We start from the raw sequence: 16,751 nt of genomic DNA on the forward strand, positions 1-16,751 counted from the left end.
CTTTCGAATCGAAACGGATCGAAAAGCCCAAAAGCGGAAGGGGGAAAAAGTGAAATGCCATGACGGGCGATACCCCCGGAGCGCTGAGGCGTGGGCTGCACGGAAAGCGAAAGCGGCGCATGGTGCGCTCCGCGCCATGACTTTTAGTTCACTCAGTGACCAAGATCACATAATGGCAATTATCCGGCGGCCGGCGGGGATTAACCGCCGCCATCCCGCCGGGCCGTACCCTTGTCAGCACGAGCCATCTTCCCTACACTGGCGATCGGATACCGTCGATTTTCGGTACGTAAGCGTTAACGTCAATCAACGCATCACGCCATGCAGCACTGATTGACTGCATGCCTTGGTGCGAGGAACCCATGCCGCAACCCGCTTCACCCCCAGCGTCCACCGCGACCCCGCGTCGCCGGTTACACCGCCCTATTCTGCTTATCGTCGGCATTATGCTGATCGCGGCCAATTTGCGCGCCGCCCTGACCAGCGTCGGCCCGCTGCTGGAGCAGATCCAGCAACAGCTGGCGTTGTCCGCCACCGCCGCCGGCCTGATCAATTCGCTGCCGCTGATCCTGTTCGCCATCCTCTCGCCGTTGACCCCGGCGCTGGCGAAACGCATCGGTATCGAGCGCACCCTGGGCCTCGCCCTCGCGCTGCTGATCTGCGGCATCGCCCTGCGCTCCCTGCCGCAAGACGCCATGCTATGGCCGGGCAGCATCCTGATCGGCGCCGCCATCGCCTTCGCCAACGTGGTGCTGCCGACGCTGGTGAAAAGAGATTTCCCACATCGCGCCGCCGCGATGATCGCCGCCTATGCGGCGGTGATGTCGCTGGTTGCCGCCATCGCTTCCGGTCTGGCCGTGCCGCTGGCTTCGCTGGCCGACCTTGGCTGGCGGTTCTCCTTGTTATGCTGGAGCTTGCCTGCGCTGTTGGCGCTGCTGGTGTGGTTGCCGCAACTGCGGCGCTCCGCCACTCCCGCCACTAAAGAGCCGCAGCCGACGGAGCCGCAACGCTATCGCTCTCCCTGGGGCAGCGCGCTGGGCTGGCAAGTGGCGATGTTCATGGGGCTGCAATCGATCGCCTTCTACACCATCATCGGCTGGTTCAGCGCTTTTGCCGCCAGCCACGGCACCTCCGCTCAGCAGGCGGGTTTCGAACTGTTCGTTTACCAGGTGGTAGCGATCGTCGCCAACTTTGTCATGGTGGTGATTTTGCCGCGGGCGCGCGATCAGCGGGCGATAGCGTTGGGCAGCTCACTGCTGATCTTCATCGGCGTCGGGGGATTATTGGTGCAACCCGCCAGTTCACTGGTGTGGCTGACGTTTGCCGGGTTGGGGGCGGGGAGTTCGCTGGTGCTGGCGCTGTCGTTCTTTGGATTGCGCAGTCAGCATCATCATCAGGCGACGCTGCTGTCGGGTATGGCGCAATCCGTCGGTTATCTGTTGGCGGCGCTGGGGCCCACCCTATTCGGCCTGCTGCACGATCTGACGGAAGGCTGGCGCTTGCCGTTAATCGCCCTGCTGGGCCTGACCGTCTTGCAAATGCTGTTCGGCGCGCTGGCCGGCCGCAGCCGCGTGATCAGCTAACGCTGCGGCGCAATGGGGGCCGCGCCGGCTCAGAGTCGGTGTCCTGCCATAAATCTTCAATAAAGGCGCGCTGCTCATCGCTCAGCACCCATGACGGCGGAATTTTGGACTGTGCGCGACGCTCAGCGCCCTCACGGTTTTTAGCCTGCTTTTTGTTCACGAATCGCCTTCCTGCTTAACCTGCTAACTCAGTAACCAATAAATCACGGCGGCGGTTAACAGCCAGAACAGCCCGCTACCGATAAACACACACAGCCATGCTCTACGTTTGATATCAGATCCATCCTTGCTCACCACAGCGCCCTCAACCAATAGATTAAACCATTCAAACGACAATTATCGATCTGTTTTAACGATCGATAAAGTCGTTTTTTCCTATGGAAATTTAAAAAACAGCTGCTAGCCATAGACCTGCATCACCGCCTCAGTAAGAACGGCACCGTGGATATCACTGTTATCGGCAGGCGATAACTTGAATTGATAGGCGAACGAACGTGCAGTGTGCCATATCTTTAAAGGTCAAAATTAAACCACTAGTAAATAATTCAACTATCAATTACTTGACTGGCCATAAGCCAAATCGGCAACAGACAGCGCTGAAGGCGGGGGATAAAATGAAGCGACGTACTGGGATCATGCGGAGAGAAGCGCCGGCCCGCTTTAGTCTCGCTCGGGCCGGTGTGAGTTAACCGATTCTGCTGACGGAATCCCGACTGGCGTGTTCACGCTCGCTGCCGGTCAGCTCACGTAAATGACCCGAGCGCATCTCAAGCAGCCGATCGGCGTGTTCGAAATAGTGATCGTCATGGCTGATGGCAAACACCGTTTTGCCCAGCGCGCGCAGTTCTGGCAACAGCTCGCGATAGAAAATGCGCCGGAATTGCGGATCCTGATCCGCGGCCCATTCATCCAACAGCAAGATATCGCGCTGTTCCGCCACGGCCAGCAGCAAAGCCAGACGCTTGCGCTGCCCCTGCGACAGTTGCGGGTTGGTCACCCTGGCGCCGTCGAACTGCAGTTTGCTTTTCATATTCAACCGCTCGAGCCAGCCGGCGACCAGTTCCGCATCGGGCTCGCCGCCTTCCGGCCCTTGCAAACGATCGAACTGATGAAAATCGGTGAAAATCGCCGAAAACAGCCGACGATAGCCCGGCATATCCGCCGCGGTCTGTGCGACGCCATCCAGAACGATGTGCCCGCTCACCGGCCGGTACAACCCGGTCAACAGCATCGCCAGCGTTGACTTGCCGCTGCCGTTGCCGCCGATCAAAAAGACCAGCTCGCCACGCCGCAGCGTCAGATTAAGCGGCCCGACGGCAAAACCGGGCTGTTGCTCCGTATCGGCATAATGAAAAACCACGTCGCGCAGCTCCAGCGTCTGCCAGGAACGGCCTGCGGCGGCAGGAAACGCCGGTTGGTACTCGGCCAGGCGCAGCGTCTTCAGCTTGTTGAAGGCGACTTCGGCGCTGACCAGCGTCGGAAACGCCCCGACCGCCTGCAGTAATGGCGTGCGCAAGAACAGCAGCGTCAGGGAATACGTGGCGGCCACCGCCGAGTCCGCCCATCCCAGGCTGTTAGCCATAAAGAACACCAGTCCGATCGCCCCCAACATCATGATATTTGACCAGTTGAGCGCACTCAAATGGAAGGTATCGGCGCGAATGATATGGTGGCGGTAAGCTTGCGCATCGGGTTGATAGGTCTGTTCGTACAGCGCCTGCGCTCGCTTGCGGTTTAACGTCAGTTCCTTGCGACCGTCAATCACCGATTCGTAATGATGATAGAGGCGCTCTTCCGACTCGCGCAAACTGGCCATATGGCGATAAACCCGCGAGACCAGGCAGCCGCTACCCACCACGGTGACGGCGACCCACACCGCCGTCACCGCCAGCATTTTCGGCGATAGCCACCCCAGATAGGCCGCCGACCCCAGGGTTAAAATCACCCCTTGCACCAGTTCGGGCAAGCGCACGAAGGCGACGGTGATATTGCGGACATCGCTGGAGAGGCTGGCCAACAATGAGGCGCTGCCTAACTGTTCAAGGCGTTCAATATCGGTATCCAGGATGCGCTTCACTAACTGCCCGCGCAGACGGTAGACGAAGTAATGGCCCAATGTCGTCAGCGCCAATTGCGATCCCAGCGTGACCGCCATCAGCAATGCCAGCAGGGCGAGAAACATCGGCAGCACAGCCAATGCATCGCCGCCGGCCTCCATCAGGTATTGATTGATAAACGCAATGATACCGATGCCCAAGCCGGCGCTGGTCATGGTCAATGCCATAACCGCCAGAAATGACCAACGATACTGGTGATAAACCACCCGTAGCAGTTCCATGAAAAAACCTCTGAAGTCGCGATCTGGCAGGCATTGTAAGCGGCGCGAGAATGAGATCAAGACGAATTCTCATTGTTCGCGCAGCCTCTGATTTCGACGCCAAGGGCATTTTGATGATTGCTTATTGAAACGAGAGACTTACACTGGCGCCACTTGCCGCTGAAGGGAACAGCCGATTATGCTCGCCACTCACGAATACGCCAACGACCTGATTCTGTTTGCCCTGATTGTCGACTGCGGCTCGTTCAGCAAAGCCGCGGAGAGCGCCGGCATCACCAGCTCGGTGGTCAGCAAACGCATCGGGCGGTTGGAAAAATCGCTGGGCGCCCGCCTGTTGTACCGCACCACCCGCAGCCTGACGCTGACCGAAAGCGGCCAGGCGCTCTACCAGCAGGCCAAAGAGATCGGCGCCAAAGTGCAGGAGGCGCTGTACGCCGTCAGCGAAAAGAGCGAAGAGTTGACCGGCACCATCCGCATGTCGGTGCCGACCATTTCGGGCGAGTTGCTGCTGAGCGAAAGCGTGGCGGAATTTTGCGCCCTGCATCCCAGCCTGAAGGTCGAAATGCGGCTGGAAAACCGCTTCGTCGATCTGGTGGAAGAAGGCATCGATCTGGCGATCCGTACCGGGACAATGCCGGACTCCAGCCTGATTGCCCGGCCGATCTTCGATTCCCGCTGGGTGATCGTCTGCTCGCCGGGCTACCTGGAAAGCCACCCGGAACCGCGCAGCGCCGACGATCTGCTGAGCCACAACTGCCTGACCTACACCTACCAAGAGAGCGGCACCGCCAACTGGCTGATGAAGCGGCCGGGCCGCAACGGCATCTACGNACCTGTCGGCCAACAATGCGCGGGCGATCCGCAAAGCGGTGATCGGCGGCCACGGCATCGCCATGGTACCGCGCTGCATGGTGTATGAAGATTTGCAGGACGGTAAACTGACGGAGATCCTGGCCGGCCACTGCGGCAAAGTGCTGGGCATTTACGCCGTTTATCCTTACACCCGCAATCTGCCGTTAAAAACCCGTCTGCTGATCGAACATATCATCGGTTCCTACCAAAATATCAGCCATTATTTTTGAGTTTTCCTCTCGGATTATTTCCCCGCTACCGCAAAAGACCGCGGGGATTACGGCATTTTTGGACATAATCTATTGAACATTACCGCCTAATTAATGTGAGCTCGCGCACTTACCACACATCCACACTCCCTATCGTACTGATTTTAAATCAATTAATTTAACCCCTTCTACCGGCGTTTTTCCCTGCGCCGACGCCGTTCGCCGATGTTAAAAAATTACCGCATGGCATCATCGCCAACGTTGTGATTAGAATGAAAATGTTGCGGTAATTAACCTTTCAGCTACATCTCTCTGCCCATAAAAATAATAACCCTGAGGATCTTATGCCCCTGCTTTTCAGTATTGCGCCCATCATCCTGCTGATTTGGATGATGACCAAAAGGAATGGCGTGCCCTCTTACCTCGCCCTGCCGCTGACGGCCGCCGTGGTGTATGCCGTACAGCTCCTGTGGTTTGATGCCTCGCTGCGGCTGCTGCATGCCAATATCATCACCGCGCTGGTGTCGACGCTGACGCCGCTCACCATCATTGCCGGCGCCATCCTGCTCAACAAACTGATGCAGGTAAGCGGCGCGGAAAACGTGGTGCGCCGCTGGCTGGAAACCATCAGCCCCAATCCCGTGGCCCAACTGATGATTATCGGCTGGGCGTTCGCCTTTATGATCGAGGGTGCCAGCGGCTTCGGCACACCGGCCGCCATCGCCGCGCCGATTCTGGTCGGGCTGGGCTTCAACCCGCTGCGCGTCGCCCTGCTGACGCTGGTGATGAACTCGGTGCCGGTCTCCTTCGGCGCCGTAGGCACCCCCACCTGGTTCGGCTTTGCCAACCTAGGCCTGTCGGACGCCAGCCTGCTGGAGATCGGCCGGCAAACCGCGCTGATCCACGTTGTCGCCGGCTTCGTCATTCCTCTGCTGGCGCTGCGCTTTATCGTTTCCTGGCAGGATATCCGCCGCAACCTGCCGTTTATCCTGCTCAGCGTGCTGAGCTGCACCCTGCCCTATCTGCTGCTGGCCCAGGTGAACTATGAGTTCCCGGCGCTGGTCGGCGGCGCGATCGGCCTGGCGCTGTCGGTGCTGCTGGCGCGCGGTGGCATCGGCCTCGCCCGCGGCGACAAACCGCAGAGCGCCGCGCAGGCGGTACCGTTCATGCAGGTGGTCAAGGCCATGACCCCGACCCTGCTGCTGATTGCTATTCTGATAGTGACGCGCGTCCACCAGTTGGGCCTCAAGGCGCTGCTCAACAACACCGCGCTGCTGTGGCAGGAAAACCTCGGCTGGCTCGGGGAGCTGCGCATCAGCCGGGCGCTGATCGTCGAACTGCAGCAGGTGCTGGGCACCGCCGCCGCCGCCGGCTACAAAACGCTGTATGTCCCGGCGCTGATCCCGTTCCTGTTGGTGGTGCTGCTGTGTATTCCGCTGTTCCGTCTGAATGGCGGCCAGGTGCGGCAAATGTTCAGCGAAACCGGCGGGCGCATCGCGCGGCCCTTTATCGCCCTGTTCGGCGCGCTGGTGATGGTTAACCTGATGATGCAGGGCGGCGACAACGCGCCGGTGATCCTGATCGGTAAAGCGCTGGCGGCGCTGACCGGCGACAGCTGGCTGCTGTTCTCGTCGTTCCTCGGCGCGCTGGGCTCGTTCTTCTCCGGCTCCAATACCGTTTCGAACCTGACGTTCGGCGGCATTCAGCAGTCGATCGCCCAGAGCAGCGGTCTTGATGTCAACCTGACGCTGGCCTTGCAGTCCGTCGGCGGCGCCATGGGCAACATGGTGTGCCTGAACAACATTATCGCGGTCTGTTCGATCCTCGGGATCGGCAACGCCGAAGGCAAAATCATCAGAAGGACCGTACTGCCGATGCTGGCGTACGGCGGGATTGCGGCCGGTATGGCAACGATCCTCACGCTCTGACCGAACACTCGTTATCGCAAGCAAGACAAGAAGGTAAACACTATGATCATCTCCGCGTCAACCGACTACCGGGCCGCCGCCCAGGCCAAACTGCCGCCGTTTCTGTTTCACTATATCGACGGCGGGGCCTACGCGGAGCATACGCTTAAGCGCAATACCGCAGATCTGGCCGATATTGCCTTGCGCCAGCGCGTGCTGCGCAATATGTCCGAACTCAGCCTGGAGACTACGTTGTTCGGCGAGCAGCTGGCGATGCCGGTGGCGCTGGGGCCGGTGGGGCTGACCGGCATGTACGCCCGCCGCGGCGAAGTGCAGGCCGCGCGCGCCGCGGCCAAAAAAGGCATCCCGTTCACGCTGTCCACCGTGTCGGTCTGCCCGATCGAAGAGGTGGCGCCGGCGATCGATCGGCCGATGTGGTTCCAGCTCTACGTGCTGAAAGATCGCGGCTTTATGCGCAACGCGCTGGAGCGCGCCAAAGCCGCCGGCGTGAAAACGCTGGTCTTTACCGTCGACATGCCGGTGCCCGGCGCCCGTTACCGCGACGCCCACTCGGGGATGAGCGGCCCCAACGCCGCCCTGCGCCGCGTGCTGCAGGCGTTTACCCATCCGCAGTGGGCCTGGGATGTCGGCCTGTTCGGCAAGCCGCACGACCTGGGCAACGTCTCGGCCTACCGCGGTAAACCGACCAGCCTGGAAGATTACATCGGCTGGCTGGGCGCCAACTTCGATCCATCGATTTCCTGGAAAGATCTGGAGTGGATCCGCGAGTTCTGGGACGGCCCGATGATCATCAAAGGCATTCTGGATCCGGAAGACGCCAAAGACGCGGTGCGCTTCGGCGCCGACGGCATCATCGTCTCCAACCACGGCGGCCGCCAACTGGACGGCGTGCTGTCGACCGCGCGCGCCATGCCGGCGATCGCCGACGCGGTGAAAGGCGACATCACCCTGCTGGCCGACTCCGGCATCCGCAGCGGCCTGGACGTGGTGCGCATGATCGCGCTGGGCGCCGACAGCGTGCTGCTGGGGCGCGCCTTCGTCTATGCGCTGGCGGCGGCCGGCGAAGCCGGGGTGGCTAACTTGCTGGATCTGATCGACAAAGAGATGCGCGTCGCCATGACGCTCACCGGCGCGAAAACCATTGCGGAGATCAACGCCGGATCGCTGGTCAGAAACGCCTGAATCAAAGCGGCTGTACCCCTTCCGGGTAGGCGTTGTAGCTCATCTTGCTGATGAACGCCCCGGCCGGTGACACCAACACTCGGCCGGCGGCGTCCAACCCGAGGAAGGTGCCGGTGCAGCGCCCGGAGACAAAGTCGAAGAAGAACACCGAGCACACCGGGATAATCTTTTCCCGGAAGGTGAACAGGAACATCTCGTCCTCAAACTTGTAGTAAGTGGCGTAGTCCATGTCGCCGTGGCCGAATTGTTCGCCGCGCAGGTTTTGCCAGGCGTAGCGCTCGGTATTGACGTAGAAGTGTTCGTAATAGTGGTTGGGGCTGTAGACATTCAGCGTGCGATAACCGATCAGCTCGCGGGTCAGATGCGGCGCGACGCCGCCCGGCGTGACGCCGGCAATCTGCCCAACGTGGAAGCTTTGCTTGAGGCGGGATCCCTTTTCCACCGTTTGCTCGGGCAGCAACGTGCTGCGCACCAGCAGCGCCCGGCCGCTGTCGCGGTTGAGCACCAGCGTCAGGCATTCGTTGCCCGGCGTCTGCAGCGGAATATTGAAGAAATAGCGCGCGGCGGAGGTTTGCACCTCTTCGTAAGCGTCCTCGCCGCTCTCCCCGCCCCAGGCCCACAGCACCCGCTGCCGATCGGCGCTGAAACGCAGCGTGATTTCCCCGCCGCCTTCAAAGGCGATCTGCAACGTTTTGCCGCGCCAGTCCTGAGTGCCCGGCAGCCGGTTGGTATCGATGCCGCGCGCGAAATCGTCGTAATTCTTCCAGTCCGGTTCGGCATTTTGATTCAGTACGGATGGTTCTGCTGACATCTTCGCTCTCCTTGATTGAATGGGATGAAAACCGCCTCAGACGTCGGCGACGCCCGCCGGTTTCACCGCTCGGCGGTTCACCACGGCAGGGGCGGTTTCATCGAGAAAACAACTCAGTACCCCGGCGCACACGGCGCCGGCGGCCGCGAGCCACATCACGCTGACCAGCCCGTAGCGATCGGCGATCAGCCCGGCGATAAACGGCGCCAGGCAGCCGCCAATCACCTCGCCAATCCCCATCACCAGCCCCAACGCGGTAGCGATGCGGGCCGGCGACACCGTTTCAGACGGGATGGTAGCCATAAACAGCGTGAAACAGCCAAGGCCGGTATAAGACAGGAACACCAGCACGCCCAGCAGCCACGGATTATCGACGTAGCTCAGAAACAGCGGGCAGCACACCGCCAGCAGCGAAAAGAAGATCAGCGTCGGCTTGCGGCCGAAGCGATCGGAGATCGCCGGCACCGCCACGCCCCAGAATACCCAAGCGGCGCCGATGGCGCTCATGATGCCGCCCATCGTGCCTTCGCCGAAGCCGCGGTCGGTCACCAAAAAGTTGGGGGTGAAGGTAATGATGATCATGAACCAGGTGACGAACACACAGGAGATTAGAATGCACAGCGCCACGTTCTTGATTTTGAACAGCTCGCCGTAAGCACCTTTGTTCGCCGCCTTGTCGGCCGCCGGCGCGGCGCTGAAAGCGGGATCCTTCTTGCCGTTCACATAGCGATAGATCAGCCACGCCAGAATGACGCCCGGCACGGCGGTCAGGTGAAACGCCATGCTCCAGCCCCACTTCTGCGCCAGATAGATGATCAGCGGCGGCGCGATAATGCCGCCCAGCAGCCCCGGCGCCGCGCCCTGAATCAATCCCATGTTGAAACCGCGGCGCTGCGGCTGCGATTTTTCCACCATCAACGACTGTGCGATCGGCAATACCGGCCCTTCGGCGATCCCCATCAACGCTCGGAAGATCAATAGCATGGCAAAGCCGCTGACCAGCCCCGACAGCGCGGAGAACAGCGAAAACACCAGGATCGACAAGATCAGCATCGGTTTACGGATATTAAAACGATCGGCTATCGCCCCCAGCCCGGCGCCAGACAGCGCCCAGGTTAACGCCAGCACCGCCGACAGGGTGCCGAGATGCACGTTGCTGAGCTTGAGGTCGGCGGCAATCATCGGAAACAGAAACGAGATGGTCAGACGATCGACGAACACGCAGCCGAAAACGAAAAATAAAATAATCAGCAACCGGTTCTCTTCACTTAATGCGCTGCGAGGCTCTGGCGATGTATTCATAGCGTCATGTGTCCATAAGTTAACTTATGAATGGCAAGCCGCCATGGCATAAGTGTGTTAAGCGCACGGCCAAGAGAGATATTGGCCCTCCGTCACGACAACAACTCATTAACATGTTAATGACATAAAATTATCGTAAGCCGGCGGTCTGTCAACCGGCGCTTTCTTAGAGACGAATGAAGTTTTTATTCGGTACTATTTCAAAATCGCATTATCACAAAAATATATTTTACCCCTCTGTTTTTACAGACAATAAAATAATAACGGGTATTTTTCTTCGGTTAAAAATGCCTATTTCCACGCCATTTGCGAATAATCTCAACGATCACGCTTCAGCCTTATTAATTTTTTATCCGTATTGAATGAACGCTGGGGAATATTCAGTTTGACTTTTATCTATTGAATCATTTCGTTTTATTTTATTGCTGCACAACAAACTAACTCTTATGAGGGAAAGGCTATCGGCAGGATTACATAATTTCATCTGGACAATAGCAAAAGCGCAGAGCGTGACGTAAATCACGACAAGCATGCCGTATCCTGCAAAGCAATTATGCTCGCAACAGCAATTATCTATTGCGATTAGGGCTGTTTATCTCAATTTAGCGCCATGCAACACTTCGGGCCATCGTTCGACACCGCGCCGCAAGGCCTGAGACGGAGTGACACATGAGCATCGAAAGACTAACCCGGGAGCCGCTTTCCATCGGCATCGAGTTGCCGCTGGACAACGATTGGTCCACCAGCGGGCAGCTGAAACGCCAGCAGGACGGGCGACCGTTCGGCGTGCCGGACATGAGCGAACACGCTGCGCGCATCAAGCTGGCCGATGAGCTCGGCTTTCGCGCCGCCTGGGTTCGCGACGTGCCGCTGTACGATCCGGACTTCGGCGACGCCGCGCAGGTGTTTGAGACCTTTACCTACCTCGGCTACCTGTCCAGCCTGACGCGCAATATTCTGCTGGGCACCGCGGCCGTGGTGCTGCCGCTGCGCCAGCCGTGGCTGGTGCGCAAAGCGGCTTCCACGCTGCAAACGCTGAGCGGCGATCGTCTGCTGCTCGGCGTCGCCAGCGGCGATCGCCCCGTGGAGTACCCGCTGTTCGGCGCCGATTACGCCGCGCGCGGTGAAAACTTCCGCACCAGCGTCGGCATTCTCAAAGGGGAAGCCGACAGCGCGCTCCAGCCTGGATTGCGCCTGCTGCCGGCCACGCCGCCGCCGCCGCTGCTGGTCGCCGGGTTGGCGCAGCAAACGCCCGAGTGGGTGGGCAAAAATATGGATGGCTGGCTGTCGTATCCCGGCACGCCTGCGGACCACGTTTCGCGAGTCAAACTCTGGCGCAACGTAGCCGGTGACAAGCCTTACGTCAGCTTTATTCATCTCGACCTCACCGATAACGCCGACGCGCCGATTCAGCGCCATCGCTTCGGCATCAAGAGCGGCCGTAATGGATTGATTCAGGAACTGAGCGCCATGCGTGACGCCGGAGTCAACCACATCGGCCTGCATTTCCGCCGCAACCAGCGGCCGCTGGAAGAGACGATGCAGGAGATCGGTCAACTGGTGTTGCCGGAATTCCATCGCGCCTGACGCCCGCTTTAGCCCGCTATTCCGACCTGAGCTGGTCTTTGCCCCGTTACCGGGGCTTTTTTATTTCCGCCGCTGCTATTTCATAGCAACTCAGTCTAATCCCTGCGGCCAAACGGCGGCATGATGACGGGGAAACGAGCCACCATGAGGAATGAGCAATGACGGCAAAACTGACAGAAGCAGGCTTTTGGCGCAAAACCGCCGACTCTTCATCGCTGCGCGAGCCGCGCGTGCTGATCCGGGTCTACGTCAACGAAGGTGAAATTGACCGCGCCATCGCGTTTTACGAGCAGCTGCACGGCGTGGAAGCGGATATGCGTTTCGACTTTCCCGCGCATCGGCTGGTGCTGGCGGCGGTGGGGCCGTTTCTGATCCTGGAAGGCTCGGAAGAAAGCCTGCGCCCTTTCCGCAGCACCGTCGGCACATTGCTGGTCGATGACATTTATCCCTACCATCAGCGGCTGCTGGCCGCCGGAGCCGATATCTTCTTTGGCCCGGTGGAAGTGCCCACCGGCGCCTGTTTCAATGCCCGCCTGCCGGACGGCACGATTATCGAATACGTGCATCACCGGCCGCGCGCGGACGAATAAACCGCCTCAGGGGAGCGCCGGCGTCATGGCGTAACCGCGCAGATCCTTGCGCAGGCTGACCATGTACAACACGATCACCGCCGAGAACGGCAGGCCGCACAGCACCACCGCAGTCTGCATCGCGCTGAAACTGCCGGCGTACAGCAACCCGGCGCAGATCAACGTGGTGACCGCCGCCCAAAATACCCGCAGCCAGGCCGGCGCGTCATCGTGGGCGGAACCGCCCTGGCAGGAGAGGTTCGCTATCATCAGCGTGCCGGAATCGACCGGCGTCAGGAACAGCACGAAACTGATCGCCACCACAAAACCGGCGGTCAGCTGGGTATAGGGCAGGTATTCGAACAGCTTGAACACCGCCATCGGCGGATCGCTTTGCGCCACCTGCCCGAGGATCGCCTGCCCGCCTTCCAACACCAGGCTGATGGCGGTATTGCCGAAGATCGACAGCCACGCCAGCGTGAAGCCCAACGGGATCAGCAACACGCCGAAGATCAGTTCACGAATGGTGCGCCCTTTGGAGATGCGCGCGATGAACAGCCCGACAAACGGCGCCCACGCCACCCACCAGGCCCAATAGAATAACGTCCAGGCGCCCTGCCACTGGCGCGCCTTGCCGTACAAATACATATCGAAGCTGCGGCTGACCAGCGAAGTGAGATAATCGCCGAGGTTCTGCAACATGCCGTTGAGCAGATTCAGCGTCGGGCCGGCCAGAAACACGAACAGCAGCAACAGGCACAGGAAGCCGACGTTGATGTTCGACAGCATGGCAATGCCCTTCTCGACGCCGGTGACCGCCGCCAGCGTGGCCACCACCATCATCACCACGATCAGCGCCAGCAGCACGCCGGTGCTTTGCGGAATGTCGAACAGATAAAACAGCCCCGAGTTCACCAGCAGCGCGCCGATCCCCAGGTTGGTCACCATCGAAATCACCGTCACCAGAATGCCGAAACTGTCCACCAGATGGCCGGCGCCGCCGTGGATGCGCTCGCCGAAGATCGGGTATAACGCAGAGCGCAGCGCCAACGGCAGGCCGCGGCAATAGGCGAAATAGGCCAGCGCGGTGGCGATCAGCGCATACAGCGCCCAACCGTGCAGCCCCCAGTGCAAAAAGGTGAGCGCCATCGCCTGCCGCGCCGCCTGCACGGTGCCGCCGCTGCCTTCCGGTGGCGACAGGAAGTGATCCAGCGGTTCGTAGGCGCCGTAGTACACCAGCGCAATGCCGATGCCCGACGAGAACAGCATCGCCACCCACGAGGGATAGCTGAACTGCGGCGGTTCGTCATCCTGGCTGAGGCGAATATGGCCGAAGCGCGACAGCGCCAGCCAGAAGACGAACACCATGCAGGCGACCATCAACAGCATGTAGTACCAGCCGAACACGTCGGCGACCCAGCTTTGCGCGGCGTTCAACCACTGTTTGCTGGCGGCGGGAAACAGCACGACCAGCGATCCCAGCAGCAGGATCACCGCCGCCGAGCCGAAAAATACCGGAACATTCAATCTGACAGGTTCTTCGTCAAGCGATGGAGGAGTTTTTGTTGTCATTGGCAGGCTTCCATGATGCGAAAGACAGACGATTTAAATGCAACTTTTAATTAACATTCTATCGTCATTTATTTGACATTTTCGCAGCATATAGAGTATTGATTGACCGTTCAATCAATCAAATTCAAAGTGTGATTTGCCTATCAGTTGGGGAAAATATGTACCGCAGAGACATTCCTGAGCAGCGTAAGGAGCAGTTGATTAACGCCGCCTTCGAGACCATAAACGTCGTCGGGCTGGCCGGCGTCACTCTCTCTCAGGTCGCGAAAGAAGCCGGGCTGTCGACCGGCATCGTCAGCCACTATTTTGGCGATAAAGAGGGGTTGCTGAGCGCCACCATGCGCAAGATCCTGCGCGATCTGCGCGACGCGGTGGCCGAGTGCCGCGCGCAAGCGGCGAGCGACAGCCAGTCACAGCTGTTCGCCATTATCCAGGGCAACTTCCACCCCAGCCAAACCAACGCCGTGTCCATGCGCGCCTGGCTCGACTTCTGGGCCGCCAGCATGCATCAGCCGGTGCTGCGCCGCCTGCAGCGCGCCAACGATCGGCGGCTCTATTCCAATATTTGCAGCCAGTTCCGCCGCGAGCTGCCGCTGCAGCAGGCGCGCGACGCGGCGCGCGGGCTGGCGGCGATGATCGATGGGCTTTGGCTGCGCGGCAGCCTGGCCGGCGACGAGACAGACCTAAAGCAGGACTGCCGCATCGCCTGCGACTACGTGGCGCAGCGGCTCAACGCCGCCCAGCAGCAGGGGTGAACGTGAACGGCGGCTCCATCAGTGCGGTTCCTGCTCTTCACTGTACTGGGTTTGCCACATGGCGGCGTAACGGCCGTTCGCGGCCAGCAACGCCTCGTGCCCCCCGCGCTCGACGATCTCCCCCGCCTCCAGCACGATAATTTCATCGGCGTCCACCACGGTGGAGAGCCGATGAGCGATCACCAGCGTGGTGTGGTTGCGGCTCACCTCGCGCAGGTGCCCCTGGATTTCGCGCTCGGTCTGGGTATCCAACGCGCTGGTCGCCTCGTCAAACACCAGGATGGCCGGATTTTTCAGAATGGTGCGCGCAATCGCCACCCGCTGCTTTTCCCCGCCCGACAGCTTCAGCCCGCGCTCACCCACCCGGGTGTCGTAACCGTCGGGCAGACCGACGATAAAATCATGGATATGCGCCAGCCGCGCCGCCCGCTCGATTTCTTCATCGCTGGAGCCGGTTTTGCCGTAACCGATGTTATAACGCAACGTATCGTTGAACAGCACCGTATCCTGCGGCACGATGCCGATCGCCTGCCGCAGGCTGGCCTGGGTCAGTTGGCGAATGTCCTGGCCGTCGAGGGTAATGGCGCCCCCCTGCACGTCGTAAAAGCGAAACAGCAGGCGCGACAGCGTGGACTTGCCCGCGCCGGAGGCGCCGACCACCGCCACCGTGTGGCCCGCCGGAATGGTAAAGCTCACCTGCTTGAGGATCGGCCGACGCGTGTCGTAACCGAAGCTGACCGCGTCGAACTTCACTTCTCCGCGATCGAGGCGCAGCGGCTGCGCATCCGGGCTATCGACGATCTCACGCGGTTCCTGCAGCAGATCGAACATGTTCTCCATGTCGATCAGCGCCTGGCGCACCTCGGAATAAATAAAGCCGAAGAAGTTCAGCGGCTGATACAGCTGCAGCAGATAGGCATTGACCAGCACGAAGTCGCCGACCGTCATCGTCCCCTGCGTAATGCCCTGCGCCGCCATGGTCATCATCACGATCAGTCCGATCGAAATAATGGCGGTTTGCCCCAGGTTGATCGCCGTAAAACTGAATTGGTTCTTGATGGCGGCGTATTCGTACAGCCGGCGCGAGAGGTCGAAACGCTCGGCCTCGAACTCTTCATTGCCGAAGTACTTCACGGTCTCATAGTTCAGCAGGCTGTCGATGGATTTGCTGTTGGCGTCGGCGTTGGCCTTGTTGAGCTCGCGGCGAAAGCGGGTGCGCCAGCTGACCGCCAACACGGTGAACAGGATGTAGCAGCCGACCGTCGTCAGGATCGCCAGCGCGAACCAGCCGTTCAGCATATGCCACATGATCGCCGTGACCAGCGTCAGCTCGAACAGGATCGGCACGATGGAGAACAGCAGCCGCGACAGCACCGTGGACACCGCCTGAGTGCCGCGCTCGATGGACAGCGACAATCCGCCGGTCTGGCGCTCCAGATGGAAACGCAGGCTCAGCGCATGCAGCTGGCGGAACACCCGCACGCCCAACAGGCGCGTGGCGTTCTGGCTGACGTGGATAAACATCACGTTGCGCAGTTCCTCAAACAGCGCGCCGCCCACCCGCGCCACGCCGTAGGCGACGATCAGCCCAAGCGGCACCGCCAGCATTTTCGCCGTCTCGCCGCTCAGCGCATCGACCATCGCTTTATAAGCCAGCGGCACCAGCGTGGTGCTGACCTTGGCCGCCACCATGAACACGAAGGCCACCACCAGATACCCCCGCAGCCGCGGGTTGTCTTTCGGCCACAGATAGGGCAGCAGGAATTTCAGCAAACGAGAACGATCCATCATGTAATATTCATCTTCTCGATCGGGATCGCGGCGCACAGCCGCGCGGGGTTATGAGTTTGGCCTGGCCGACGGCGAACGCCGCCCCCTCCCATTTTCCTGCGGCGACAACTCAGCATCATCCGTCAGGAGAAGCGGCGGCGGCTCGGGCAAAGTTCAGGCATGGAGGAGACAATCACATGACCCAGACGTATGCAAAGCGCTTTGCGCTGGTCTTTGACTATATCGACCGCCACCTGGACGAGGCGCTCACCGTCGAAAAACTGAGCGAAGTG

12 protein-coding genes and 2 pseudogenes are annotated in these 16,751 nt (G+C 60.1%); 8 read left to right on the plus strand and 6 right to left on the minus strand.

The annotated features are described in order from the left end of the window. The first annotated feature begins 362 nt into the window (after positions 1–362). On the plus strand, positions 363–1,583 hold the full coding sequence (locus tag ADK28_RS14205) for a CynX/NimT family MFS transporter (RefSeq protein ID WP_048795928.1): 1,221 nt from the start codon (positions 363–365) through the stop codon (positions 1,581–1,583). 183 nt (positions 1,584–1,766) lie between these two features. Here ADK28_RS14205 and ADK28_RS30090 read toward each other — a convergent pair whose 3' ends face one another. Both ADK28_RS30090 and ADK28_RS14210 read right to left on the minus strand, forming a co-directional pair. Continuing rightward, entirely contained in the window at positions 1,767–1,880 is a 114-nt protein-coding gene (locus ADK28_RS30090; RefSeq protein WP_049232362.1) for a YmiA family putative membrane protein, read from the minus strand. A gap of 388 nt (positions 1,881–2,268) precedes the next feature. After that, complete coding sequence (locus ADK28_RS14210) at positions 2,269–3,921, minus strand: multidrug ABC transporter permease/ATP-binding protein (protein ID WP_048795933.1); 1,653 nt, start codon at positions 3,919–3,921, stop codon at positions 2,269–2,271. Between the two features lie 178 nt (positions 3,922–4,099). On the opposite strand from ADK28_RS14210, the pseudogene ADK28_RS14215 reads away from it, so the two are divergent. The 3 genes and pseudogenes from ADK28_RS14215 to lldD all read left to right on the plus strand — a co-directional run bounded on the left by ADK28_RS14215 (position 4,100) and on the right by lldD (position 8,092). After that, positions 4,100–5,003 (plus strand): annotated as a pseudogene (locus ADK28_RS14215) (LysR family transcriptional regulator). A gap of 323 nt (positions 5,004–5,326) precedes the next feature. Continuing rightward, complete coding sequence (locus ADK28_RS14220) at positions 5,327–6,910, plus strand: L-lactate permease (protein WP_048795929.1); 1,584 nt, start codon at positions 5,327–5,329, stop codon at positions 6,908–6,910. A gap of 42 nt (positions 6,911–6,952) precedes the next feature. After that, on the plus strand, positions 6,953–8,092 hold the full coding sequence (gene lldD, locus ADK28_RS14225; RefSeq protein ID WP_033632193.1) for an FMN-dependent L-lactate dehydrogenase LldD: 1,140 nt from the start codon (positions 6,953–6,955) through the stop codon (positions 8,090–8,092). A 1-nt stretch (position 8,093) separates the two neighbouring features. Here lldD and ADK28_RS14230 read toward each other — a convergent pair whose 3' ends face one another. Next, on the minus strand, positions 8,094–8,903 hold the full coding sequence (locus ADK28_RS14230) for a MoaF C-terminal domain-containing protein (protein WP_016929945.1): 810 nt from the start codon (positions 8,901–8,903) through the stop codon (positions 8,094–8,096). Between the two features lie 36 nt (positions 8,904–8,939). After that, positions 8,940–10,157 carry an MFS transporter gene (locus tag ADK28_RS14235; protein ID WP_016929946.1) on the minus strand — a complete coding sequence of 406 codons (1,218 nt, stop codon included), beginning with the start codon at positions 10,155–10,157 and terminating at the stop codon, positions 8,940–8,942. A gap of 717 nt (positions 10,158–10,874) precedes the next feature. Between ADK28_RS14235 and ADK28_RS14240 the strand changes: the two genes are divergently transcribed. Continuing rightward, positions 10,875–11,792 (plus strand): TIGR03571 family LLM class oxidoreductase, encoded by a 918-nt coding sequence (locus ADK28_RS14240; RefSeq protein WP_004931740.1) that lies wholly within the window; start codon positions 10,875–10,877, stop codon positions 11,790–11,792. A gap of 158 nt (positions 11,793–11,950) precedes the next feature. Further along, the gene (locus ADK28_RS14245; RefSeq protein WP_048795930.1) at positions 11,951–12,382 is read left to right on the plus strand and encodes a VOC family protein; all 432 of its coding nucleotides are present in this window, start codon (positions 11,951–11,953) and stop codon (positions 12,380–12,382) included. 6 nt (positions 12,383–12,388) lie between these two features. On the opposite strand, the gene ADK28_RS14250 is transcribed toward ADK28_RS14245, so the two are convergent. Next, on the minus strand, positions 12,389–13,933 hold the full coding sequence (locus ADK28_RS14250; protein WP_033639490.1) for a BCCT family transporter: 1,545 nt from the start codon (positions 13,931–13,933) through the stop codon (positions 12,389–12,391). A gap of 158 nt (positions 13,934–14,091) precedes the next feature. On the opposite strand from ADK28_RS14250, the gene betI reads away from it, so the two are divergent. Next, positions 14,092–14,688, plus strand: coding sequence for a transcriptional regulator BetI (gene betI, locus ADK28_RS14255; RefSeq protein WP_033639489.1), 597 nt, complete (start codon positions 14,092–14,094; stop codon positions 14,686–14,688). An 18-nt stretch (positions 14,689–14,706) separates the two neighbouring features. Here betI and ADK28_RS14260 read toward each other — a convergent pair whose 3' ends face one another. Continuing rightward, positions 14,707–16,476 carry an ABCB family ABC transporter ATP-binding protein/permease gene (locus tag ADK28_RS14260; protein WP_033641359.1) on the minus strand — a complete coding sequence of 590 codons (1,770 nt, stop codon included), beginning with the start codon at positions 16,474–16,476 and terminating at the stop codon, positions 14,707–14,709. Between the two features lie 179 nt (positions 16,477–16,655). Here ADK28_RS14260 and ADK28_RS33530 point away from each other — a divergent pair. Further along, a pseudogene (locus ADK28_RS33530) lies at positions 16,656–16,751 on the plus strand (AraC family transcriptional regulator); the annotation flags it as partial.

The sequence above is a fragment of the Serratia sp. 506_PEND genome (assembly GCF_001076875.1).
GTDB classification, from domain to species: domain Bacteria; phylum Pseudomonadota; class Gammaproteobacteria; order Enterobacterales; family Enterobacteriaceae; genus Serratia; species Serratia marcescens.

Coding starts and splice junctions, on each gene's coding strand:
- ADK28_RS14205 (WP_048795928.1), top strand. CDS start 363: ATGCCGCAACCCGCTTCACCCCCAGCGTCCACCGCGACCCCGCGTCGC.
- ADK28_RS14210 (WP_048795933.1), bottom strand. CDS start 3,921: ATGGAACTGCTACGGGTGGTTTATCACCAGTATCGTTGGTCATTTCTG.
- ADK28_RS14220 (WP_048795929.1), top strand. CDS start 5,327: ATGCCCCTGCTTTTCAGTATTGCGCCCATCATCCTGCTGATTTGGATG.
- lldD (WP_033632193.1), top strand. CDS start 6,953: ATGATCATCTCCGCGTCAACCGACTACCGGGCCGCCGCCCAGGCCAAA.
- ADK28_RS14230 (WP_016929945.1), bottom strand. CDS start 8,903: ATGTCAGCAGAACCATCCGTACTGAATCAAAATGCCGAACCGGACTGG.
- ADK28_RS14240 (WP_004931740.1), top strand. CDS start 10,875: ATGAGCATCGAAAGACTAACCCGGGAGCCGCTTTCCATCGGCATCGAG.
- ADK28_RS14245 (WP_048795930.1), top strand. CDS start 11,951: ATGACGGCAAAACTGACAGAAGCAGGCTTTTGGCGCAAAACCGCCGAC.
- ADK28_RS14250 (WP_033639490.1), bottom strand. CDS start 13,933: ATGACAACAAAAACTCCTCCATCGCTTGACGAAGAACCTGTCAGATTG.
- betI (WP_033639489.1), top strand. CDS start 14,092: ATGTACCGCAGAGACATTCCTGAGCAGCGTAAGGAGCAGTTGATTAAC.
- ADK28_RS14260 (WP_033641359.1), bottom strand. CDS start 16,476: ATGGATCGTTCTCGTTTGCTGAAATTCCTGCTGCCCTATCTGTGGCCG.